This is a genomic window from Xanthomonas sp. NCPPB 3218 (assembly GCF_056725185.1).
In genome coordinates this window covers 3026318-3048935 of the sequence record NZ_CM161516.1, presented here as the reverse complement: position 1 = coordinate 3048935, position 22618 = coordinate 3026318, and the positions used below count along the sequence as shown (strand labels likewise).

Annotated in this window: 19 protein-coding genes; 16 read left to right on the top strand and 3 right to left on the bottom strand. The window is 66.8% G+C overall.

The window, feature by feature from the left end; all coding sequences use genetic code 11:
• Positions 1 to 48: 48 nt before the first annotated feature.
• Positions 49 to 1953 carry a molecular chaperone HtpG gene (htpG, locus tag AC1PLS_RS12570; RefSeq protein ID WP_184625223.1) on the bottom strand — a complete coding sequence of 635 codons (1905 nt, stop codon included), beginning with the start codon at positions 1951 to 1953 and terminating at the stop codon, positions 49 to 51.
• 171 nt (positions 1954 to 2124) lie between these two features.
• On the opposite strand from htpG, the gene rsmD reads away from it, so the two are divergent.
• From rsmD to AC1PLS_RS12535, 7 genes are all read left to right on the top strand, one after another.
• A complete protein-coding gene (gene rsmD, locus AC1PLS_RS12565; protein ID WP_184431398.1) occupies positions 2125 to 2814 on the top strand; it encodes a 16S rRNA (guanine(966)-N(2))-methyltransferase RsmD in 690 nt (229 codons plus the stop codon).
• Entirely contained in the window at positions 2811 to 3317 is a 507-nt protein-coding gene (coaD, locus tag AC1PLS_RS12560; protein ID WP_016903280.1) for a pantetheine-phosphate adenylyltransferase, read from the top strand. Before rsmD ends, coaD begins: the two co-directional genes overlap by 4 nt.
• 47 nt (positions 3318 to 3364) lie before the next feature.
• Positions 3365 to 3862, top strand: coding sequence for a hypothetical protein (locus AC1PLS_RS12555; protein ID WP_039516474.1), 498 nt, complete (start codon positions 3365 to 3367; stop codon positions 3860 to 3862).
• 58 nt (positions 3863 to 3920) lie between these two features.
• A complete protein-coding gene (locus AC1PLS_RS12550; protein WP_184431395.1) occupies positions 3921 to 4103 on the top strand; it encodes a hypothetical protein in 183 nt (60 codons plus the stop codon).
• A complete protein-coding gene (locus AC1PLS_RS12545; RefSeq protein WP_003489796.1) occupies positions 4094 to 4378 on the top strand; it encodes a YfhL family 4Fe-4S dicluster ferredoxin in 285 nt (94 codons plus the stop codon). Before AC1PLS_RS12550 ends, AC1PLS_RS12545 begins: the two co-directional genes overlap by 10 nt.
• Positions 4375 to 6153 (top strand): gamma-glutamyltransferase, encoded by a 1779-nt coding sequence (gene ggt / locus AC1PLS_RS12540; protein WP_184431393.1) that lies wholly within the window; start codon positions 4375 to 4377, stop codon positions 6151 to 6153. Before AC1PLS_RS12545 ends, ggt begins: the two co-directional genes overlap by 4 nt.
• Positions 6154 to 6394: 241 nt before the next feature.
• Positions 6395 to 8152 carry a glycoside hydrolase family 9 protein gene (locus AC1PLS_RS12535; RefSeq protein ID WP_184431391.1) on the top strand — a complete coding sequence of 586 codons (1758 nt, stop codon included), beginning with the start codon at positions 6395 to 6397 and terminating at the stop codon, positions 8150 to 8152.
• A gap of 306 nt (positions 8153 to 8458) precedes the next feature.
• Here the strand turns inward: AC1PLS_RS12535 and upp are convergent, their stop codons facing one another.
• Positions 8459 to 9091, bottom strand: a complete 633-nt coding sequence (gene upp, locus AC1PLS_RS12530; protein ID WP_024940024.1) for a uracil phosphoribosyltransferase — start codon at positions 9089 to 9091, stop codon at positions 8459 to 8461.
• A 151-nt stretch (positions 9092 to 9242) separates the two neighbouring features.
• On the opposite strand from upp, the gene AC1PLS_RS12525 reads away from it, so the two are divergent.
• The 4 genes from AC1PLS_RS12525 to AC1PLS_RS12510 all read left to right on the top strand — a co-directional run bounded on the left by AC1PLS_RS12525 (position 9243) and on the right by AC1PLS_RS12510 (position 15252).
• The gene (locus tag AC1PLS_RS12525) at positions 9243 to 11804 is read left to right on the top strand and encodes a TonB-dependent receptor (protein WP_184431389.1); all 2562 of its coding nucleotides are present in this window, start codon (positions 9243 to 9245) and stop codon (positions 11802 to 11804) included.
• A complete protein-coding gene (locus AC1PLS_RS12520) occupies positions 11801 to 12937 on the top strand; it encodes a phytase (RefSeq protein WP_184431387.1) in 1137 nt (378 codons plus the stop codon). Before AC1PLS_RS12525 ends, AC1PLS_RS12520 begins: the two co-directional genes overlap by 4 nt.
• Positions 12934 to 14313 carry a purple acid phosphatase family protein gene (locus AC1PLS_RS12515; protein WP_184431385.1) on the top strand — a complete coding sequence of 460 codons (1380 nt, stop codon included), beginning with the start codon at positions 12934 to 12936 and terminating at the stop codon, positions 14311 to 14313. The genes AC1PLS_RS12520 and AC1PLS_RS12515 overlap by 4 nt, the downstream gene beginning before the upstream one ends.
• Before the next feature lie 231 nt (positions 14314 to 14544).
• Positions 14545 to 15252: a glycosyltransferase family 32 protein gene (locus AC1PLS_RS12510; protein WP_024940028.1), complete on the top strand. Its 708-nt coding sequence runs from the start codon at positions 14545 to 14547 to the stop codon at positions 15250 to 15252.
• Between the two features lie 249 nt (positions 15253 to 15501).
• On the opposite strand, the gene AC1PLS_RS12505 is transcribed toward AC1PLS_RS12510, so the two are convergent.
• Entirely contained in the window at positions 15502 to 16998 is a 1497-nt protein-coding gene (locus tag AC1PLS_RS12505) for an aminotransferase class III-fold pyridoxal phosphate-dependent enzyme (RefSeq protein WP_184431383.1), read from the bottom strand.
• Between the two features lie 121 nt (positions 16999 to 17119).
• Between AC1PLS_RS12505 and AC1PLS_RS12500 the strand changes: the two genes are divergently transcribed.
• The 5 genes from AC1PLS_RS12500 (at position 17120) to secD (ending at position 22549) form a co-directional block, all read left to right on the top strand.
• Positions 17120 to 17551: an Lrp/AsnC family transcriptional regulator gene (locus tag AC1PLS_RS12500; protein ID WP_016903291.1), complete on the top strand. Its 432-nt coding sequence runs from the start codon at positions 17120 to 17122 to the stop codon at positions 17549 to 17551.
• 196 nt (positions 17552 to 17747) lie between these two features.
• Positions 17748 to 18818: a tRNA preQ1(34) S-adenosylmethionine ribosyltransferase-isomerase QueA gene (queA, locus tag AC1PLS_RS12495; RefSeq protein ID WP_154832196.1), complete on the top strand. Its 1071-nt coding sequence runs from the start codon at positions 17748 to 17750 to the stop codon at positions 18816 to 18818.
• A 69-nt stretch (positions 18819 to 18887) separates the two neighbouring features.
• Complete coding sequence (tgt, locus tag AC1PLS_RS12490) at positions 18888 to 20033, top strand: tRNA guanosine(34) transglycosylase Tgt (RefSeq protein ID WP_016903293.1); 1146 nt, start codon at positions 18888 to 18890, stop codon at positions 20031 to 20033.
• A 131-nt stretch (positions 20034 to 20164) separates the two neighbouring features.
• Complete coding sequence (gene yajC / locus AC1PLS_RS12485) at positions 20165 to 20518, top strand: preprotein translocase subunit YajC (protein WP_016903294.1); 354 nt, start codon at positions 20165 to 20167, stop codon at positions 20516 to 20518.
• Positions 20519 to 20704: 186 nt separating this feature from the next.
• Positions 20705 to 22549 (top strand): protein translocase subunit SecD, encoded by a 1845-nt coding sequence (gene secD, locus AC1PLS_RS12480; protein ID WP_184431381.1) that lies wholly within the window; start codon positions 20705 to 20707, stop codon positions 22547 to 22549.
• The last annotated feature ends 69 nt before the right edge of the window (positions 22550 to 22618 follow it).

Sequence of the window (22618 nt, the reverse complement as noted above, 5' to 3'; positions counted from 1 at the left end):
ACCGGCGCATGCGCCGGTCTTGGTGTGTCATCAAAGTTTTCGCACGGCTTACGCCGACAACTCCAACAACAACTTGTTCAACCGCTTCACATACCCGGCCGGATCCTTGAGGCTGTCGCCCGCCGCAAGCGCCGCCTGGTCGAACAGCACCCGGCTCAGATCGCCGAAGCGGTCCATGTCGGCTTCCGCATCCAGCTTTTCGATCAGCGGGTGGGCCGGGTTGAATTCGAACACCGGCTTGGACTCCGGCACGGCCTGGCCGCTGGCTTCCAGCAGCTGACGCATCTGCAGGCCCAGGTCGCCCTGGCCGATGGCCAGGATTGCCGGGGAATCGGTCAAGCGGTGCGAGACGCGCACTTCGGCCACGTCGTCGCCCAGGGCGGCCTTGATGCGCGAGGCCAGGCCTTCCTTGGATTTGGCGACTTCTTCCTGTGCCTTCTTGTCTTCTTCTGAATCCAGCTTGCCCAGGTCCAGGTCGCCGCGTGCCACGTCCACGAACGACTTGCCGTCGAACTCGGTGAGATAGCTCATCAGCCACTCGTCGATGCGGTCGGTGAGCAGCAGCACTTCGATGCCCTTCTTGCGGAAGACTTCCAGATGCGGGCTGTCCTTGATCTGCGCGTAGCTTTCGCCGGTGAGGTAGTACAGCTTGTCCTGGCCCTCGGCCAGACGACCCACGTAATCGGCCAGGCCCACGCTCTGCGCGCCGGTGGTGTCATGCGTGGAGGAGAAGCGCAGCAGGCCGGCGATCTTTTCGCGGTTAGCGTAATCCTCGGCCGGGCCTTCCTTCAGCGCCTGGCCGAAGTTGCGCCAGAACGTCGCATAGTCGTCCGGCTTGTCCTTGGCCAGCTTCTCCAGCATGTCCAGCGAGCGCTTGGTCAGCGCCGACTTCATCGAGTCGACCACCGGGCCGGACTGCAGGATCTCGCGCGACACATTGAGCGACAGGTCGGACGAATCCACCACGCCCTTGATGAAACGCAGGTACAGCGGCAGGAACTGCTCGGCCTGGTCCATGATGAAAACGCGCTGCACGTACAGCTTCAGGCCCTTGGCCGAATCGCGGTGATACAGGTCGAACGGGGCGCGGCCGGGCACGAACAGCAGCGAGGTGTACTCCAGCTTGCCTTCGACCTTGTTGTGGCTCCACGCCAGCGGGTTGCCGGCATCATGCGCGACGTGCTTGTAGAACTCCTGGTATTCCTCGTCCTTGATCTCGGACTTGGGCCGCGTCCACAGCGCGCTGGCGCGGTTGACCGCTTCCCACTCCGGCTCGGCGGGCGCGTCGGCCTGTTCGCCGTGGTGCTCCTTGCGCATCTCGATCGGCAGGCCGATGTGGTCGGAGTATTTCTTGAGGATGCCGCGCAGCGTCCAGCCGTCGGCAAAGCCGTCTTCGCCGTCCTTCAGGTGCAGCACGATGCGGGTGCCGCGCTCTGGCTTGTCGACGCTGGCGACCTCGAACTCGCCTTCGCCACGCGAGGACCAGTGCACGCCCTCGTTGGCGGGCAGGCCGGCGCGACGCGAGTACACGTCGACCTGGTCGGCGACGATGAAGGCGCTGTAGAAGCCCACACCGAACTGGCCGATCAGGTTGGCGTCCTTCTTCTGGTCGCCGCTGAGGTGCTTGAGGAAGTCGGCGGTGCCGGACTTGGCGATGGTGCCCAGATGCGAGACCGCATCCTCGCGGCTCATGCCGATGCCGTTGTCGTCGATGGTGACGGTGCGCGCGTCCTTGTCGTAGTCCACGCGGATGCGCAGCTCGCCGCCGCCTTCCAGCAGCTCCGGCTTCACCAGTGCCTCGAAACGCAGCTTGTCGGCGGCGTCGGCGGCATTGGAGACCAGCTCGCGCAGGAAGATTTCCTTGTTCGAGTACAACGAGTGGATCATCAGCTGCAGCAGCTGCTTGACCTCGGTCTGGAAGCCAAGCGTCTGCTTGTCGGTATCAACGGTCATTGGGGTCGTGCTCCATGGTGGCCCAGGCCGCAACGCGGCCGATGGCCTGGGGGATGAGGCCGTGTGGGGATTTTTCAAGGCGGGCGTGCGCCAGATGGCCTGCGTCCGTGCCGGTCGGGGAGGGTGGTTGCGGCGATCGCGGCGGTATCATGGCCGGCCAACCGTCCTGCCTTGAGCCATGTCGCCATTTGCGCTGCCGCCGTCCTGCATCCGTTCGCCCGCACCCGGCGCGTGGCGATGAGGCGCCCCGCACGGCCGGCGCCACGCGGCGCGGAAGGGCAGGTGCGCATCGTCGGCGGGCGCTGGCGCAATACCAAGCTGGCGGTGCCGGACCTGCCCGGCCTGCGCCCGAGCAGTGACCGCGTCCGCGAGACGGTGTTCAACTGGCTGATGCCGCGCCTGCCCGGCGCGCGCGTGCTGGACCTGTTTGCCGGGTCGGGCGCGCTGGGCCTGGAGGCGGTGTCGCGCGGCGCCGCGCACGCGACCCTGATCGAACGCGACCCTGGCCTGGTGCAGCGCTTGCGCCAGCACGTGACCAGGCTGGATGCGGCCGATCAGGTGCAGGTGCTGCAGGAGGATGCGCTGCGCTGGCTGGAGCGTGCGCCGGTGGCGCAGGCCAGCATCGCCTTCGTCGACCCGCCGTTTGCCGCCGGGCTGTGGCCCAGCGTGCTGGAACGCCTGCCCGCGCACCTGAGCGCCGACGCCTGGCTGTACCTGGAAGGCCCGGCCGAGGTCCCGCCGCAGGTGCCGGCCGGCTGGCATCTGCACCGCGAAGGCGCCACCCAGCAGGTGCGCTATGCGCTGTACCGCCGGGCCGCTGCTACACTGAACGGCGATCCGACCCCGGTAGTTTCCGTATGAGCGTGGCCAATAGCCGCACCGCCGTCTATCCCGGTACCTTCGACCCGATCACCAACGGGCATATCGATCTGGTGAACCGTGCCGCGCCGTTGTTCGAGCGCGTGGTGGTCGGCGTGGCCTACAGCCCCTCCAAGGGGCCGGCCTTGCCGCTGGAGCGCCGCGTGGAGCTGGCCCAGGAAGCACTGGCCGCGCATGCCAATGTGGAAGTGCGCGGCTTCGACACGCTGCTGGCCCACTTCGTGCGCGACATGGGCGCCGGGGTGCTGTTGCGCGGCCTGCGCGCGGTGTCCGACTTCGAATACGAGTTCCAGATGGCCAGCATGAACCGCCATCTGATCCCGGAGGTGGAGACGCTGTTCCTCACCCCGGCCGAGCAGTACAGCTTCATCTCGTCCTCGCTGGTGCGCGAAATCGCGCGGCTGGGCGGGGACGTGTCCGGTTTCGTTCCGGCTTCGGTCGTCGAAGCCTTGCGGCAGGTGCGCGAGTCCCGCGCGCAGGCCTGATTCTCTAGCAGTCACATCACCACATGCTTTTCAAAGGGAGGAGTTTCATGAAACACACAATGCGCGCGCTGGTGCTCGCTTCGGTCGCTGCTCTGGCCGTCACCGCCTGCAAGAAGGAAGAGCCGGCACCGACCGCCGCCGCCGCTCCGGCTGCGCTGACCGCGCCGGCCAAGGACGACAACGCCGGCTGGAAGAAGTACCTGCAGGAAGTGGTCGGCCAGAACCTGGGCACCACCACCAACAGCCCGTTCCTGTATTACTTGCCGCCGGAGTCCGATGCCGAGTTCGCCGGCAGCTACGAGCGTCAGCTGGAAAGCGTCAAGACCGCACTCGCGCGTGGCGTGCAGCCGGGCAACATGCTGGCCTTCGGTTCGTCCGCCTCGACCAAGATGGCCGACCTGATCGACGCCGCGTTCAAGGACGTGCCGGCCGATTCGATGAAGGGCGTGCGCGTGCTGTTCATCGGCAATGCGGCCGAGAATGCGCGGGTGCAAGGCATCGTCCAGCCCAAGGGCGTGGAATACACCTTCGTTGAAGCCAAGTAATGCCGTACCAGGCCGGAGGCGCGGGAGGGCGCGTCCGGCCGCTGTGCGGGATCGCAGCATGCTGCTGATCCCGCACGCCGTCGGCGCCGGTCCGCTCGGACCGGTTACCGGCCACATGCATGGCGTTGTCTGTGCATCGCGCTACGCCCCGTGCGTCCGCTTCCAGCAGTACGTTGCGTTCCAGCGCCTGGCGTTGCATCGCGCCGCGCCACATCGCATGGTGGTGCCGATATGTCGCTGAAAATCAACGAGCTCTGCGTCAACTGCGATGTCTGCGAGCCGGCGTGCCCGAACCAGGCCATCTCGATGGGCGAAACCATCTACGTGATCGACCCGGCACGTTGCACCGAGTGCGTGGGCCATTTCGACGAAGCGCAATGCGTGGTGGTGTGCCCGGTCGAATGCATCGACCCGGATCCGGCAATACCGGAAACCCACGATCAACTGCTCGCCAAGCTCATGCAGCTGCAGCGCGACCACCCCGAACTGTACGAACAGGAGCCTCCCGCCCCGTGAGCATCTTTTCCCGACGTTTCTCTTCGCGCGGCCTGTTGCTGCTGGCCCTGGTGCTGGCACCGCCGGCCTGGGCTGCCGATGGCGCCAAGCCTGCAGCAGCCACGACCTCGCCGGTGGCGGGGCACCCGCCCGGTGCGGCGATTGCCAGCGGTCATGCGCTGGCCACCGATGCCGGCCTGCAGATCCTGCGCGAGGGCGGCAATGCGTTCGATGCGGCGATCGCGGTGTCGTCCACGCTGGCGGTGGTCGAGCCGATCAGCTCGGGGCTGGGTGGCGGCGGCTTCTTCCTGCTGCACGATGCCAAGACCGGCAAGGACGTGATGCTGGACGCGCGCGAGACCGCGCCCGAGTCAGCCAGCGAGGCGCAATTCCTGGACAAGCAGGGCGCGCTGGACCGCGACCGCTCGGTCAACGGTCCCTGGTCGGCCGGTATTCCCGGGCTGCCAGCAGCATTGGTGGAGCTGGCCACCAAGCACGGCCGGCTGCCGCTGAAGCAGTCGCTGGCGCCGTCGATCCGCATCGCCAGCGAAGGCTTCCCGGTGTATGCGCGCATGGCCAAGGGCTATGCCTCGCGGCGCGAGGTGATGGAGCGTTATCCCGGCACGCGTGAGGTATATCTGCGCGGCGGCAAGCCGATTGCCGAAGGCGACATCTTCAAGCAGCCCGAGCTGGCGCATACCCTGCAGCTGCTCGGCGACAAGGGCTTCGATGGCTTCTACAAGGGCGAAACCGCCAGGAAACTGCTGGCCGGCGTCAAGCAGGCCGGCGGGCAGTGGAAGGCCGCCGAGCTGTCCGGGTACCGGGTCAAGCAGCGCACGCCGATCCAGTTCGATTACCGCGGCTGGAAGATCACCACCGCACCGCCGCCGTCCTCCGGCGGGATCGCACTCGCCGCCATGCTGCAGATCCTGGAAGGCTGGGAACTGGACACGCTCGACGATGCGCACCGTACCCATCTGGTGGTGGAAGCGATGCGCCGGGCCTACCGCGACCGCACCTTCTTCCTGGGCGACCCGGACTTTGTCGCCGTGCCGCAGCGCGTGCTGACCAGCAAGGATTACGCACAAGGCCTGCGCGCCACGATCAACCCGGACAAGGCCACCCCCAGCGATCTGCTGTCGGGCAACCCGACCCCGCTGGAAGACGACGAGACCACGCACTTTTCCATCATCGATGGCGAAGGCAACCGCGTCGGCGCCACCCAGACCGTCAACCTGCTGTACGGCTCGGGCCTGATCCCCAAGGGCACCGGCGTGCTGCTCAACGACGAGATGGACGACTTCGCGCTCAAGCCGGGCACGCCCAATGCCTTCGGCGTGATGGGCTACGCGGCCAACGCCCCCAAGCCGGGCAAGCGCATGCTCAGCTCGATGACGCCGACCTTCATGGAATCGGCCGACAAGGTCGCGGTGATCGGCACGCCGGGTGGCAGCCGCATCATCACCATGGTGCTGCTCGGCATCCTGGGCTACGACGCCGGCCTGGACGCGCAGCAGGTCAGCGCCTTGCCGCGCTATCACCACCAGTGGCTGCCGGACGTGATCGAGGCCGAGAGCAATGCGTTCTCGCCACAGACCGCCAAGGCGCTGCAGGCGATGGGCCACGCGCTCAAGCTGCCGGGCGATACCGCCGAGGGCGGCCGCGGTTCCAGCCACGTCTGGGGCAACCTGCAGACGGTGGAATGGGACAAGCGCAGCAACGTGCTCACCGGCGGGAGCGACCCGCGCAACCCGGTGGGCAAGGCGCAGGTGCAGCTGGAGGATGCGGCGCGCTGACGGCTAACTGATCGAGATGTGCCTGTCCTCGTCGGCGAGGGCAGGCATGGTCGGAAGGCAGCGGGTGTTGCCTGTCGCATCTGCCGCGCCGTGCCATGGCATGGCCTGCGCGATGCCGCGGTTGGCCGCAGGTGCCCGCCACCATCGATGCAGGCACGCGACCGCAGCGATGCATTTCCACGCGGTTGCCTATGCCTGGATTGGACTTGTCGCCCTGCGCCAATGCAGCGACCATCGCGACATGAACATTTTCCAGACTCTGCTCACCGGCATGGTGATCGCATCGCCCATCGCCGCCTGCGCGGCCGACACCACCGGCGACAAGACCGCAGCGGCAACGGGCGCTGCCATCCACGTCAATCAGCTCGGCTATCTGCCGGGTTCGGCCAAGCTTGCGGTGCTCGGATTGCCGCAAGGCGCGGCGCCCACTGCGGACCGTTTCACGGTCGAGGATGCGCAGGGCCGCCAGGTGCTGGAGGGCAGGCTGCAGGCCGCCGCGCTGTGGACGCCGGCCGGGCAGCAGGCGCGGGTGGCGGATTTCTCCAGCCTGCACGCGCCGGGTACCTACCGGTTGAAGATCGACGGGCAGCCGGCATCCGATCCGTTCCCGATCGCGGCCAGCGCGTATCGGCCCGTGCTCGACGCATCGCTGAAGGCGTTCTATTTCAATCGCGCCAGCACCGCGCTGCCGGCGCAGTTCGCCGGGCCGTATGCGCGCGCGGCCGGGCATCCGGATACGCAGGTGCGTATCCACCCTTCGGCGGCATCGGCCACGCGCCCGGCCGACAGCGTGATCAGTGCGCCCAAGGGCTGGTACGACGCCGGCGACTACAACAAGTACATCGTCAATTCCGGCATCAGCACCTATACCTTGCTGGCCGCCTATGAGCAGTACCCGGCACTGTTCAAGGCGCAGGCCTTGACCATTCCCGACGACGCGCCCGGCGTGCCCGGCATCCTGCAGGAGACCTGGTGGAATCTGGAATGGATGCTGGCCATGCAGGACCCGGCCGACGGTGGCGTGTACCACAAGCTCACCGACAAGCAGTTCGACGGACTGGTGATGCCCGCGCAGGCCACGCAACAACGCTATGTGGTGATGAAGGCCACCGCCGCCACGCTGGATTTCGCCGCAGTGATGGCGGCAGCCAGCCGCGTCTATGCGCCGTTCGACAAGCAGTATCCGGGCGCATCGGCGCGCATGTTGAACGCCGCGCGCAGTGCCTGGGCGTGGGCGCAGCAACACCCGGATGTGATCTATCGCCAGCCCGACGACGTACGCACCGGCGGCTATGACGATGCGAAGGTGGACGACGAATTCGCCTGGGCTGCGGCCGAGCTGTACGTGAGCACGCGCGAGGACGGCTTCTACGACGCAATGATTGCGCGCAACGTACCGGCGAGCGTGCCGGGCTGGAGCAACGTCAGCGGCCTGGCCTGGATGTCGCTGGCCGAACATCGCGACCGGCTCACCCCGCATGCCGATCGCGCACGCATCACCCGTGAGATCAGCGGCCTGGCACAGCGTCTTGCCGATGAGTGGCAGGCCTCGCCCTGGCGTCTGGCGATGAGCGACACCGACTTCGTGTGGGGCAGCAATGCGGTGGTGCTCAACCGCGCGATGATGCTGATGCAGGGCTATCGGCTGACCCGGCAGCGGCCGTATCTGGATGCCGCGCAGTCGCAGCTGGATTACATCCTGGGGCGCAATCCGTTGGGCCTGTCGTTCGTCACGGGTGTGGGGCTGCGCAGCCCGATGCATATCCACCACCGCCCCTCCGAGGCCGACGGCATCGACGCACCGGTCCCCGGCTGGCTGGCCGGTGGTCCGCAACCGGGCCAGCAGGACGCCAAGGACTGCAAGGTGGCGTATCCCTCCAGGCTGCCGGCGCTGTCGTATCTGGACAATACCTGCAGCTATGCCAGCAACGAGGTGGCGATCAACTGGAATGCGCCGCTGGTGTATGTGAGTGCGGCGATCCAGGCATCGACGCAGTAGGGCGGGCGTTTTTTCAACGCGATGCCCGATGCCGCTGCCGTTCCTTCTCCCATCGGGAGAAGGTGGCGCGCAGCGCCGGATAAGGGTGCGCCTCAGGGGAGCTACCAATGCCGGCAATGACAAACGCGTCGCCACGCGCCGTCAGAAGTGACTCCCCGACTGCTTCGCTCGACGGACCTTTACCCCAACCCCCACTGCGCGCCCCGGCCCGCGCTTGCGGCGCGGGCGCTTCAAGGCACGCGCGCCAACGGCGCGCAAGCGGTGTCTTCTCGCCCCGCAGGCAGAGGGGCTTGAAGCCACCGCAGCTCACTCCACCCGCGTTCCGAAGATGCGGTCGCCTGCATCGCCCAGGCCGGGCAGGATGTAGCCCTTGTCGTTGAGGTGGTCGTCGATTGCGGCGGTGTAGACCTCCACGTCCGGATGCACGGCTTCCAGTGCCTTGAGGCCTTCCGGTGCGGCGACCAGGAAGATGCCCTTGATCCGCCGCGCGCCGGCGCGCTTGAGCATGTCGATGGTGGCGATCAGCGTGCCGCCGGTGGCCAGCATCGGGTCCAGGATCAGTGCATCGCGCTCTTCCAGGCGGCCGGTGAGGCGTTCGAAGTAGGGCACCGGCTGCAGGGTTTCTTCGTCGCGCTGCAGGCCGACCACGCTCACGCGCGCGGCCGGGATCAGCGCCAGCACGCCGGGCAGCATGCCCAACCCTGCGCGCAGGATCGGTACCAGGGTGATTTTTGCGCCGGCAATCCGCTGCACGGTCACCGGGCCGGCCCAGCCGGGTTGCACGTGCGATTCGGTGTCCAGATTGGCGGTGGCCTCGTAGGCCAGCAGGGTGCCCAGCTCGGTGACCAGTTCGCGGAAGCCCTTGGTGCTCAAGGCGGCATCGCGCAGCAGACCGATCTTGTGCTGGACGAGGGGGTGACGCACTTCGACGATTTTCATGGGCAGCGACAGGCGGGAGAGACCCACAGTGTGCCGCAGCCGGCGGCAGCGTCGCCACACATTGCGCGTGATCGCGCTTGCATATGTCATGTCAGTGAAACGTCGTAGACATAGTGTGCCCACCCATTCTTAACCGATTGGGGAAGCACCCGTGTTGAACAAGACTCCGCTGTGCCTGGCGATCACGCTGACGTTGGCGGCGGCCGCGTGGAGCCCGCTTGCGCAGGCGGCCGAGGGTGCGGCAGCTGCCACCGGTGCATCCGGCGCGGCGGCCATCGATCTGGAGCGCCTGGAAGTGCGCCCGCAGGTGGAATCGCAGGTGCGCGCAGTCGATCTCAAGCGTGGCTCCGATGCGATCCAGGATGCGGTGGCCTCCGATGCGATGGGCCGTTACCCCGACAAGAATGTTGCAGAATCCTTGCAGCGCCTGCCCGGTGTCAGCGTCACCCGCGATCAGGGCGAAGGCCGCTTCGTGGTGATCCGCGGCCTGGATTCGGCGCTCAACAGCGTCACCATCGACGGCATGACCATGGGCACGCCGGAAGACGGCACGCGCTCGGCACCGCTGGACGTGATTCCGTCCGACTCGACCGAACGGCTGAAGGTGGTCAAGTCGCCGACCCCGGACATGCCGGGCGATTCCATCGGCGGTGCGATCCAGGTCGAGTCCACCTCCGCGTTCGATCGCGATGGCCGCACGCTGCGCGGCTCGGTCGAAGGCAGCCACCAGTCGCTGTCGGGCAAGACCAGCCCGAAGGGCGCGTTCAACTACAGCGATATCTTCGACGGCACCTTCGGCGTCGCAGTGGGCGTGAACTACCAGGACCGCGAATTCGAATCCGACAATACCGAGGTGGCCTACGACAGCTTCGACGGCGGTGCGGCCGACGATCTGTTCGCCGGCGAGGTGCAGCGCCGCAAGTACTTCATCGAGCGCACCCGCATGGGCGCCAACCTCAATCTGGACTGGCGCCCGGACGCGGACAACCGCTATTACCTGCGCACGCTGTACAGCCGCTTCGACGATGCCGAAACGCGCCAGCGCACCATCTTCGGCCTGGCCGATGGGCAGGTCAGCGCCAATGGCGATGGCACCTACGAGGTGGCCGACCTGCCGGCCGATTCCATCTCCAAGCGCGTGCGCTATCGCACCAAGAAGGAGGACACCATGGCCTTGAGCGTGGGCGGTGAAAACCGTCTGAGCGCGGCCACGGTGGATTACAAGCTGGGCTACACCAAGACCACCGAGCGCGTGAACGACGAGATGGAAGCGCGCTTCAACTACGACGGCGACGATCTGTCGGCCACGGTCGACCAGAACAGCGGCATTCCGCGCCTTGGCTTTTCCGATAACGGCTGGCAGAGCAACGACGATTTCGTGTTCGACCGCTTCGTGCTTGCGCCCAAGCGGGTGGACGACAGCGAGCGCAGCGCGCAGATCAACGTGCGCTTCGACGGTGAGCATTCCAGCCTGAAGATGGGTGTGCTCGGCCGCTGGCGCGAGCGCGATGTCAATGTGGACGAAAGCGAGCTGCGTCGCGGGCCGGCGATCGATCTGAGCGACTGGACCACCGCCGCGCCGGAACACCGCGGCGGTACCCTGGGCGAAAGCATCGGCTCGGACGGCATGCGCCGTTACTGGAACACCTCCGGCAATCTGTACAGTGCGCGCCCGCAGGATGTCGGCGGCAATCTGCAGACCTCGCTGCAGGACGACTACAAGGCCACCGAAGACGTGTTCGCCACCTATGTGATGGGCACCTGGGACATCGGTGCGCTGCGCGCGATTGCCGGTGTGCGCGTGGAAAACACCCAGTTCGACGCCACCGGCAACCAGGTCGACGTGGCCGAGAACGGCCGCACCGCCACGGTGACGCCGCGCGAAGCCTCCAGCAGCTACACCAACGTGCTGCCTGGCCTGCATCTGCGCTACGACACCGGCAACGACTGGGTGCTGCGGTTTGCCGCCAACAAGACCTTGTCGCGGCCTGCGTTCGGCGATGTCTCCCCGCGCGTGAGCATCAATCGCGGCGACAACGAGGTGAACGTCGGCAACCCCGATCTCGATCCGTATCGCTCCACCAACCTGGACCTGTCGTTCGAAAAATACATCGGCAGCACCGGCCTGATCTCGCTGGGCGTGTTCAACAAGTCGATCGACGACTACATCGTGCAGACCATCAGCACCAACGATGCCGAGTTCCCCGATCTGCAGGTCACGCGCTCGATCAACGGCGACACTGCCAAGGTGCGTGGCGCCGAATTCAACTGGCAGCAGGCGCTGGACTTCCTGCCCGAAGGCTGGAACGGCCTGCTGGTCGGCGCCAGCGCCACCGTGCTGGACGGCGACTTCGATCCCGGTCTGAGCGATCGCGCCGGTGAGGACTTCACCTTGCCGCGCTCGTCCAAGCGCATCTACAGCGGCCACCTGGGCTACGAAAAATACGGCTTCAGTGCGCGGCTTGCGGCGGTGTACCGCAGCGAGTACCTGGACACCATCGGCGAAAGCCGCGCGTACGATATCTATGTCGCCCCGCATACCCAGCTGGATTTCAGCATGACCTATCAATTCAACAGCCACGTCAGCCTGTATCTGGAAGCGCAGAACCTGCTGGACGAACCGCTGGAGCTGTACCAGGGCGTGCCCTCGCGCACGCTGCAGAACGAAGAATACGGCCGCACCTATGCGCTCGGCCTGAAGGTGGCACTGTGATCGCAACGCGCACGCGGCTCCACACAACGTTACTCCACACCACGCTGCTCGCCAGCGCGCTGGCGCTGACCGCCTGCGCCAGCGCACCGGTCGACCGCGAGGCCGACGAAGCATTGCTGAAAGACCCCTTGCTCAGCGAGGCCAAGGTGGCGCACCAGGTGGTGCCGGAGGCCTTCATCACCGCGCTGACTCCGGCCGACAATCTGGATTCGCCGGCCAGCTGGAGTGCGCCCGATGGCCGCCGCTGGTTGATCGCCACCGCCAAGGCCACGCATGCGCTGGTGGTGTTCGATGGCGATAGCGGCAAACGCCTGCGCGTGGTCGGCGGCAAGGGCAAGGCGCTGGGCAAGCTGGATCGCCCGAACGGGATTTCGGTGGTCGATGATCTGGTGTTCGTGGTCGAGCGCGACAACCGCCGCGTGCAGGTGTTCTCGTTGCCCGACTTCAAGCCGCTGACCAGCTTCGGCCAGGACGAATTGCGCGAACCCTACGGCCTGTGGGTGCGCAAGCACGACGGCGGCTACGAGGTGGTGGTCAGCGACAACTACATGTCGGCGGCCAACAAGGATCTGCCGCCGCCGCTGGCCGAACTCGGTCAACGCTTTCGTCGCTATCAATTGAGCGCTGCGGGGCAGGGCTGGCAGGCGCGCTTGACCCAGAGCTTCGGCGATACCAGCGACGCGGGCGCGATCCGGATCGCCGAGTCGGTGTTCGGCGATGAAGCGCATGCGCGCCTGATGATTGCCGAAGAAGACGTCGCCGTGGGCACGCAGTTGCGCGAATACGGCATGGACGGACGCTACCGCGGCCGCAATGTTGGCGGCGGCCTGTTCAAGGCGCAGGCCGAAGGCATGACGCTGTTAGCGTGCAAGGACGGCAGCGGCTACTGGATCGCCACCGATCAGTTCAAGGACCGCAGCGTGTTCCAGGTATTCGATCGCCAGAGCCTGGCGCATGTCGGTGCCTTCGCTGGCCGGGTGACCGCCAATACCGACGGCGTGTGGCTGGATCAACGCGGCGATGCGCGCTTTCCGGGCGGGGTGTTCTACGCCTTGCACGACGACCAGGCGGTGGCGGCATTCGACTGGCGCGATATCGCGCGCACGCTGCGCCTGAAAGAGTGCGCGCCATGAGCGCGGCACGTGCGGCGCTGTCTGCAGCGCTGTTGCTGGGGGCGATGGCAGGCACGCGGTCGTTTGCCGCCGAGCGCGCCGCCGAACCGAATACCCAGGTGCCGGCGGGTTCCACCCACTATGTTGCCGATGGCTTCCCGGACCGCATCGTCGCCACGCCCGCGCAGGCGGCGGCGACCGGTTTCGCAGTGGCCTGGCGTACCGATGCCAGCGTCGACCAGCCGTGGCTGGAACTGGTGGTTGCCGGCGACTCGCCCGACCTGGGTACGCCGCGCCGCATCCGTGCCAGCACCGCCACGCTGGCCAGCGAAAACGGCAGCTCGCACCACCACCGCGCCGACATCGACGGGCTGAAGCCGGACACGCTGTACGCCTACCGCGTGCAGGGCAACCGTACCTGGGGTGCGTGGAATCATTTCCGCACCGCCGCCAGCCCCGACACACCGCTGACGCTGCTGTACTTCGGCGACACCCAGAACAAGAACCTCAGCCTGGTCTCGCGGGTGATCCGCCAAGCCTGGCGCTCGGCACCGGACGCGCGGCTGGCCCTGTTTGCCGGCGACCTGGTCAGCGGCAAGGACGGCCAGGACGACAACGAATGGGCCGAATGGTTCGAAGCCGGGCGCTGGTTGCTGGAAGGCACCGCAGTGGCACCGGCGCCGGGCAATCACGAATATCACGAAGAGGGCGAGGACACCCCGCAGGCCACGCGCACGCTCGGCAACCACTGGCCGGTGACCTTCGCCCTGCCGCGCAACGGGCCGTCGGCCACCGCGCGCACCAGCTACTGGTTCGACTATCAGGGCGTACGCATCGCCGTGCTGGACGGCACCTCGGTGCTGGATCTGGGCACCGGCCCGGCACAGGCGCAGTGGCTGGACACGGTGCTGGCCGACAACCCGCACCCGTGGTCGATCGTGTTGATCCACCAGCCGTTCTTTTCCCCGCGCGCCGATCGCGAGAACCAGAAGCTGGTCGAGCAGGTGCTGCCGGTGATCCGCCGCCACAAGGTCGATCTGGTGCTGCAGGGCCACGACCACACCTACGGCCGGCGCGGCGATGACGCAGGGCAGGTGACGCCGGTGTTCGTGGTCTCGGTGGCCGGGCCCAAGCAGTACCGGCTCTCGGACATGGCACGCAAGACCATGCGTCCGGTCGGCGAAGACACCCAGCTCTATCAGGTGCTTCGCATCGACAACCAGAAGTTGCGTTACGAGTCGCGCACCGCCACCGGACGTCTCTACGATGCGTTCGAGCTGGAGCGCGGCAGCGATGGCGGCAAGCGGCTGGTGGAACAGGAAGCCGGGCGCATCGCACCGCGCGATTGCCCGCGCAGCGCAAGCCTGAAGGGACGCGCAGACCGTTGCTGGGAGTGAGGCACAGGACAGCAGCTGCGAGACCCGCCGTACCGGATGACGAGGCTGTGAGCGAACTTCGGTTCTGGATTGATGATGCAAATCGGCGGCAGGCGTAACCATTTAAAATTGTGAATTACGTCACACTAATAATGGGACTACTGTTGCGGCTAACCGGAGCTCCATCCGGGTAGCCGGCTTCGGTGCGGTGCTTCGATGGAGGTCTGGTTCCCCCAGCCCCGAGAAGCCCCCATGATCCCCCACGTGTTCCATCTCACTGCGCCGACCAAGCACCTGCTCTGGGAAGAGCGCAAGATCCGGGCCCGCCTGCAGCGGCTGCTGCCGGGCTGGACCTGCCATGTCTGGGACGACGCCGACAACTCCGCACTGATGCGGCGCGCGTTCCCGGAATTCGCCGACCGCTACGAGGCGATACGCTTCGGTGTGATGAAGGCCGACATCGCGCGCTGCGCCTATATGCACAGCTACGGCGGGTTCTATTTCGACACCGACTACAAGCTGCTGCGCACGCTTGGCGCGGACGTACTGGCACAGCAATGCGTGCTGCCGATCGAAGAGGGCGCGCCCGGCAACGAGCAGTTCAAGATCGGCAATGCCGTGTTCGGCTCGGAGGCAGGGCATCCGTTCTGGCGCGCCTTCATCGAGCACATCTTCACCACGCATGCGCCCGAGATGCTGGAAGACCACCGGCAGATTCCGATGATCTCCGGCCCGCGCGGCTTGACGCGTTTCTACAACGCGCACGCCGGCGAGTTTGCCGGCATCGTGTTCCCGGCGCGCGACGCGTTCCATCCGGATCGCACCTGGTTCGGGCTCGGTCACCGTGGCGGCACCGTCGCGGTGGGCTCGCACCTGTGCTGGGCGTCCTGGCGCGGCAAGTCGCCACGCCGGGCCGTGACCAATTACCTGCGCCGCAAGCTGAGCGCCGTGCCGATCTGACCGGGCCGGGCAGCACATCGCCGCGACAGCAAGGGCGCGCGGTGAGCTTCGGGGCGGCCGCGCACCTGTCCGAGGCGCGCAAGTACCGCCTGCGTCGCCTTGGCTTAAAGCGGCTCGCAAAACCATGGCGCTCACCTACAGGTGGGCGCGGCCGGTGCTGGGATTCAGCGTTTACCGCTCGGATACCGAAGTTACTGCGCACCGTCCGCTACCACATGAGGACGGCTCGCCACGTCCTGTCGCTGGCTCTCAGGCGGCCTCGGCCTGGGTCTGGCGCGGACCTTCCTTCAGCGCACGCGCGATCAAGCCGACCAGCAGATCGAGTTCGTCTTCGTCCATCGCAAAGTGCGGGGTGAAGCGCAGCGAATTCTCGCCGCCATGGATGACGTTGACGCCATGATGGCGCAACCACTCTTCGGTGGAACCGGCGCCATAGCACTTGAATTGCGGTGCCAGCTCGCAGGAGAACAGCAAGCCGGTGCCCTGCACCTTGGTGATCAAACCGCCCAGCTCGGACTGCAGTGCTTCCAGCTTGGCGATCGCCTGCGCGCCGCGGGTGCGGATGTTCTCGCGCACCTGCGGGGTGAACAACGCCAGCGTGGCGCAGGCGACATCCAGCGCACGTGGATTGGTGGTCATGGTGTTGCCGTAGGTGCCCTTGCGGTACACCTGCGCGGCGTGTTCGGTCACCGCCAGCACCGACAGCGGGTACTGCGCGGCGTTGAGCGCCTTGGAATAGGTCTCCAGATCCGGCGGGTCGAGCTGCTCGAACCCGGGGTAATCCACTACCGACAGCACGCCGTGCGCGCGCAGGCCGGCCTGGATCGAATCCACCAGCAGCAGGCTGCCATGCAGGCGGGTCAGTTCGCGCGCTGCGGCATAGAACGCGGCCGGCAATGCGCGGCCCGGGTCGCCTTCGCCCATCACCGGCTCCAGGAATACCGCCTCGATGAACCAGTGATTGCGTGCGGCCTCGTCGAAGGCGCGCTGCAGCGCCGCCACGTCGTACGGCGCGATCGCGATCACCGAGTCTTCGTCGCGGTAGCTGGCCAGGTACTTGGTGTAGGTCTTGCGGCTGGAATCGGAATACAGGCCGGGGCGGTCGGTACGGCCATGGAAGCTGCCCTTGACCACCACGCGCTTGATGCTGGCACCAGCGTGACGCGCGCCCGGGTCGGTGTGCAGCTTGGCGTTGGTATCGACGATGCGCGCGGCCAGACCGACCGCTTCGGAGCCGGAGTTGAGACACATGAAGCGCGCGAACGGACAGCCGCCACGGGTATGGCCGATCTCGGCGCGCAGGGCGCGGTCGAGCCGGCGCTGCGCCAGGCTGGGGGTCATTACGTTGGCCATCACCTGCGGACGTGCCATCGCTTCGAGCACCGGCGCGGGGGTGTGGCCGAAGCCGAGCATGCCGTAGCCGCCGGCGTCGTACAGCACCGCGCCCTTCAGCGTGATCACCCAGGGCCCGCGCGCGGCCAGCGCCACGTACGGGGTCACCGCATCGTCGGCATAGAAGTTGATGAAGCCGTCCTGCACCGCACCGATCTGGGCGTCTTCGTCCAGGTCCAGCAGGTCGGCGGCCTCCGCGCGCACCTGCGCGTACTCGGCGGCCGCGGCGTCGATGGCGCGTGCAAGATCCGGGTGGTTGGCGGCCAGACGCACGATGCTGGCATCGTCCAGGCCATCGGTCAGGCGGCGGCCGGCGTGGGCACGCAGCGGGGCGAGCGGGGCGAGGACGGACATGGCGCATCTCCTGCAAGGTGGCGTTCCCTTCCTATTATCGGCAGAAGATCGGCGTTTGGCAGCGTGAATCCGGGCAGGAAGTCGGGTATTTTCGTCGAATCGACGAACCAATTGGGCAAAAGTGAAAATCACTCCCTCCGACGAACGCCTGCTGTCGCTGCTGCGCGAGGACGCGCGCGCCTCCACCGCGCAGATTGCGCGCCGGCTCGGGCTGTCGCGCACCACCGTGCAGAGCCGGATCGAAAAACTCGAACGCGACGGCGTGATCAGCGGCTACACCGTGCGCACCCACGACGCCTACGAACAGGGGCGTATCCGCGCGCATATCCTGATCACCGTGCTGCCCAAGAAGATGCCGGCCGTGGTCAAGGCGCTGCGCGACATCCCGCAGGTACGCCTGCTGCACTCGGTCAGCGGCGCCTACGACCTGATCGCCCTGGGCGTGGTCGGCGGCGTCAACGAGATGGACGTGCTCACCGACGCCATCGGCGCGATCGACGGCGTCGAGCGCACGACGACGTCGATCATTTTGTCAACGAAGTTTGAGCGGTGAGGGGCCGGGATTGGGAATTGGGGATTGGGGATTCGTAAGAGCGGGCCGCTTGCGTCCTAAACGTTCCGGTCCGCGGATCCTGCTCTTACGAATCCCGAATCCCCAATCCCCGCCTCACTGCGAATCCCCAATCCCGAATCTCCAATCCCGGCCGCAGTTACAATATGCGGCTCCTCAGCCATCCGATCCTGCGGCCTTGAAGAAGTCCGATTTCAACTATTCGCTGCCCGACGAGCTGATTGCCCAGGCGCCGTTGGCCGAGCGGGCGGCCAGCCGCTTGCTGGTGGTGCCGCCGTCGCCGCAGGCGCTGGTCGACCGGCAGGTGCGGGATCTGCCCGAGCTGCTGCAGCCGGGCGATCTGCTGATCTTCAACGATACCCGGGTGATCCCGGCGCGGTTGTTCGGGCAAAAGGCCAGTGGCGGGCGGGTGGAAATCCTGATCGAGCGCCTGCTCGGCGAGCGCGAGGCGCGGGTGCAGATCGGCGCCAGCAAGTCGCCCAAGGCCGGCAGCTGGATCGCGCTGGACGCCGGCGGCCAGGCCGAGGTGCTGGGCCGCGACGGCGAGTTCTATCTGCTGCGCTTCGAGATCCCCACGCCGCTGGAGCACTGGCTGCTGGAAGCCGGGCGCCTGCCGCTGCCGCCGTACATCCGCCGCGAGCCGGGAGTGGAAGACCGCGAGCGCTACCAGACCGTGTTCGCGCGCGAGGTCGGTGCGGTCGCCGCGCCCACTGCCGGGCTGCATTTCGACGAGGCATTGCTGGCACGCCTGCGCGAGCGCGGGGTCGAGTTCGGCCATGTCACCTTGCATGTGGGCGCCGGCACCTTCCAGCCGGTACGCGTGGATGCGCTCGATCAGCACGTGATGCACACCGAATGGCTCAACGTCGGCGCCGCGCTGGTCGAGCAGGTGCGCCGCACCCGGGCCCGCGGCGGCCGCGTCATCGCGGTGGGAACCACGGTGGTGCGCTCGCTGGAAAGTGCCTGGCGCACCAGCGATGCCGCGCCCGAGGGCGAACTGCTGCCATTTGCCGGCGAAACCCAGATCTTCATCCTGCCCGGCTACCGCATCCGCAGCGTCGATGCGATGGTCACCAACTTCCATCTGCCCGAAAGCACGCTGCTGATGATGGTCTCGGCCTTCGCCGGCCGCGAGCGCATCTTCGCCGCCTATCAACACGCCATCGAACAGCGCTATCGCTTCTTTTCCTACGGCGATGCGATGTTGCTGTGGAGCAGGGATTGGGGAGTCGGGAGTGGGGATTCGTAACAGCACTCCGCTCGCCGCCTTCTCGCTTTTGCCAATCCCGAATCCCCAATTTCCAATCCCGGCCTTTCAATGTCCCGACTCCAGTTCCAGCTTCAAGCCACCGACGGCCATGCCCGGCGTGGGCGTCTGACCTTTCCGCGTGGCACCGTCGAGACGCCGGCGTTCATGCCGGTGGGCACCTATGGCTCGGTCAAGGGCATCCTGCCCGAGCAGATCCGCGCGCTGGGTGCGGAGATCATCCTGGGCAACACCTTCCACCTGTATCTGCGCCCGGGCCTGGATGTGATCGGCGATCACGGCGGGTTGCATGGGTTTGCGCGCTGGGACGGGCCGATCCTCACCGATTCGGGCGGGTTCCAGGTGTTTTCGCTGGCGCATCGCCGCAAGATCACCGAGCAGGGCGTGACCTTCGCCTCGCCCACCGATGGTGCGCGGGTGTTCCTGGGCCCGGAAGAGAGCATGCAGATCCAGAAGGTGCTCGATTCGGACATCGTGATGATCTTCGACGAATGCACGCCGTACCCGGCCACCGAAGAGGTGGCGCGGCGCTCGATGGAGCTGAGCCTGCGCTGGGCGCAGCGCTCGCGGCAGGCGCATGACGGGCTGGGCAACGACGCGGCGCTGTTCGGCATCGTGCAGGGCGGGGTGCATCCGGACCTGCGCAGCCGCTCGCTGGACGGGCTGCAGGGCATCGGGTTCGACGGCTACGCCATCGGCGGGCTGGCGGTGGGCGAGCCGGAGCATGAGCGCAACGCGATGCTGGAACACCTGCATCCGCGCCTGCCAGCCGACCGCCCGCGTTACCTGATGGGGGTGGGCCGGCCGGAGGACCTGGTCGAAGGCGTGGCACGGGGCGTGGATATGTTCGACTGCGTGATGCCCACACGCAATGCGCGCAACGGGCATTACTTCACCTCCTTCGGCACCGTGCGCATCCGCAACGCCAAGTACGAGCGCGACCTGGACACCATCGAGCCGGGCTGCGGCTGCCATGCCTGCAGCAGCGGCTACACGCGCTCCTACCTGCGCCATCTGGACCGCTGCAACGAGATGCTGGCGCCGATGCTGGGCACCCTGCACAACCTCTGGTACTACGAGAAGTTGATGGCCGACCTGCGTGCGGCGATCGCCTCGGGAACCTTTGCCGAGTTCCGGCGGTCCTTCTATGCGGCACGCGGCGCCATCACGCCGCCGTTGCCGGGGGAAACCAGCTGAGACCGGCCGTCCGCGCCCTTGCGCGGACGGTTTGGAACCTGCATGGCATAATTCCCGGCTGTTCCGCTCCGGCGGTACCTGAATAGCGAGCGGCCGGTTGGCGCGCTGGCACCCAAACTAGGATGCACTGAATGAATCTGCTCGATTTCCTGATCCCCGTCGCCCAGGCGCAGGCCACTGGCGGCGCGCCGGCGCCCGGCCCGATGGGCGGCCTGTCCACCTTCGCGCTGCCGATCATCCTGATCGCGGTCATGTACTTCCTGATGATCCGCCCGCAGATGAAGCGCCAGAAGGAGCACAAGTCGCTGCTGGACAAGCTGGCGCGCGGCGACGAGGTCATCACCTCCGGCGGCGTGGCGGGCGTGATCACCGATATCGGCGACAACTTCATCACCGTGGAAGTGGCCGACAACGTGCGCATCCGCGTGCAGAAGAGTGCCGTGGGCCACGTGCTGCCCAAGGGCACGCTGAAGTCTGCCAACTAAGCGGCAACCAACCCGCTGCGCCCACTGTCAGGTGGGCGCAGTCGGTGCCGCGAACCGGCGCTGAGCGCGCTGCTCCGCGGCACCGCCGCATCCACCTGACGACCGCTGGCGACGTTGTATTGGCCGCCTGAAGTCGTTCTCACTGCTAGGCGCGTCGCCGGGATGGTGTCGCGCGGGACTGTCGCAATGCTTGAATTTCCTCGCTGGAAGTATTTCCTGATCCTGCTGGTGCTGGCGGTCAGCGCGTTGTACGCGCTGCCCAACATCTACCAGAAGGACCCGTCCGTGCAGATCACCGCCAGCCGCGGTGCCCAGCTCGACGACGCCTTGCGCAGCCGCATCGACGCCGACCTCAGGGCCGCCGGCATCACGCCGAAGGCCGTCACCCGGGAAGGCGACAGCCTGATGGTGCGCCTGCCAAACCTGCAGGCACAGACCCGCGCCAACGACGTGCTGCGCCAGCAACTGGGCGAGAACTACACGGTGGCGCTGAATCTGGCCTCGACCGTGCCCGACTGGCTGGCCAAGCTGGGCGGCCGGCCGATGGTGCTGGGCCTGGACCTGGTCGGCGGCGTGCACTTCGCCATGCAGGTGGACCAGAAGGCCGCGCTGGAAAAGCGCCTGGACGGCTTTGCCGAAGACATTCGCACCACGCTGCGTGACGGCCGTATCGCCTATCGCTCGGTCGAGCGCCGCGGCGACAACAGCATCCAGGTCAGCCTGAGCGAGGGCGCCAGCGTCGACGCAGCGCGTACCGCGCTGGCCAAGTCGCAGCCGACCCTGACCTACGACGTCAGCGGCCAGAACATCTCGGTCAAGGTGCCGGAGGCCGAACTCAAGCAGATCGCCAGCGGCGCGATCGAGCAGAACCTCACCACCTTGCGTAACCGCGTCAACGCGCTGGGCGTGTCCGAACCGACCATCCAGCGCCAGGGCGAAGACCGCATCGTGGTCGAACTGCCCGGCCTGCAGGACACCGCCGAGGCCAAGCGCCTGATCGGCGCCACCGCCTCGCTGGAATTCCGTGCGGTGGTCGAAGGCAATGCCGAAGACGCCGTGCGCAGCGGCAGCATCCCGCCCGAAGCCAAGGTCTACCGCGTACGCGATACCGGTGCGCCGGTGCTGCTCAACAAGCGCGCGCTGGTGACCGGTGACCAGATGGTCAGCGCCAGCGTCAGCACCGACCAGAACGGCATGCCGGCGGTGGCGGTGACGCTCAACAACGTCGCCGGCCAGCGCATGCTCGACTACACCAGCGCCAACGTCGGCAAGCTGATGTCGGTGGTCTACATCGAGCGCATTCCCACCGTCAGCATGGTCGACGGCAAGGAAGTGCGCAGCGTGCGGGTCAAGGAAGAGGCGCTGTCGCCGACCCGCATCGCCGGCGTGTTCGGCAAGAACTTCCAGACCACCGGCCTGGAGAAGGTGGAGGCCGAGAACCTGGCCAAGCTGCTCAAATCCGGTTCGCTGGCGGCACCGATGGATTTCGTCGAGGAATACGTGATCGGCCCGAGCCTGGGCGCGGAGAACGTGGAGCGCGGCGTCACTGCGGTGATCTACTCGTTCCTGTTCACGCTGGTGTTCTTCACCGTCTACTACCGCGTGTTCGGCGCGATCACCTCGGTGGCGCTGCTGTTCAACCTGCTGATCGTGGTGGCGGTGATGTCGCTGTTCGGTGCCACCATGACGCTGCCCGGGTTTGCCGGCCTGGCGTTGTCGGTGGGCCTGTCGGTGGACGCCAACGTGCTGATCAACGAGCGTATCCGCGAGGAGCTGCGACTGGGCGTGCCGGCCAAATCGGCGATTGCCGCCGGTTATGAAAAGGCCGGCGGCACCATCCTGGACGCCAACCTCACCGGTCTGATCGTGGCGGTGGCCTTGTACGCGTTCGGCACCGGCCCGCTGAAGGGCTTCGCGCTGACCATGATGATCGGTATCTTCGCCTCGATGTTCACTGCGATCACCGTGTCGCGTGCGCTGGCGGTGCTGATCTACGGCCGCCGCAAGAAGCTGAAGACCGTCGCCATCTGAGATGCGAGTCCGGCCTTGTCCCTGCAGTGCGCTGCTGGGGGCGGGGGATGAATCCCTTCGCAAGCGTTG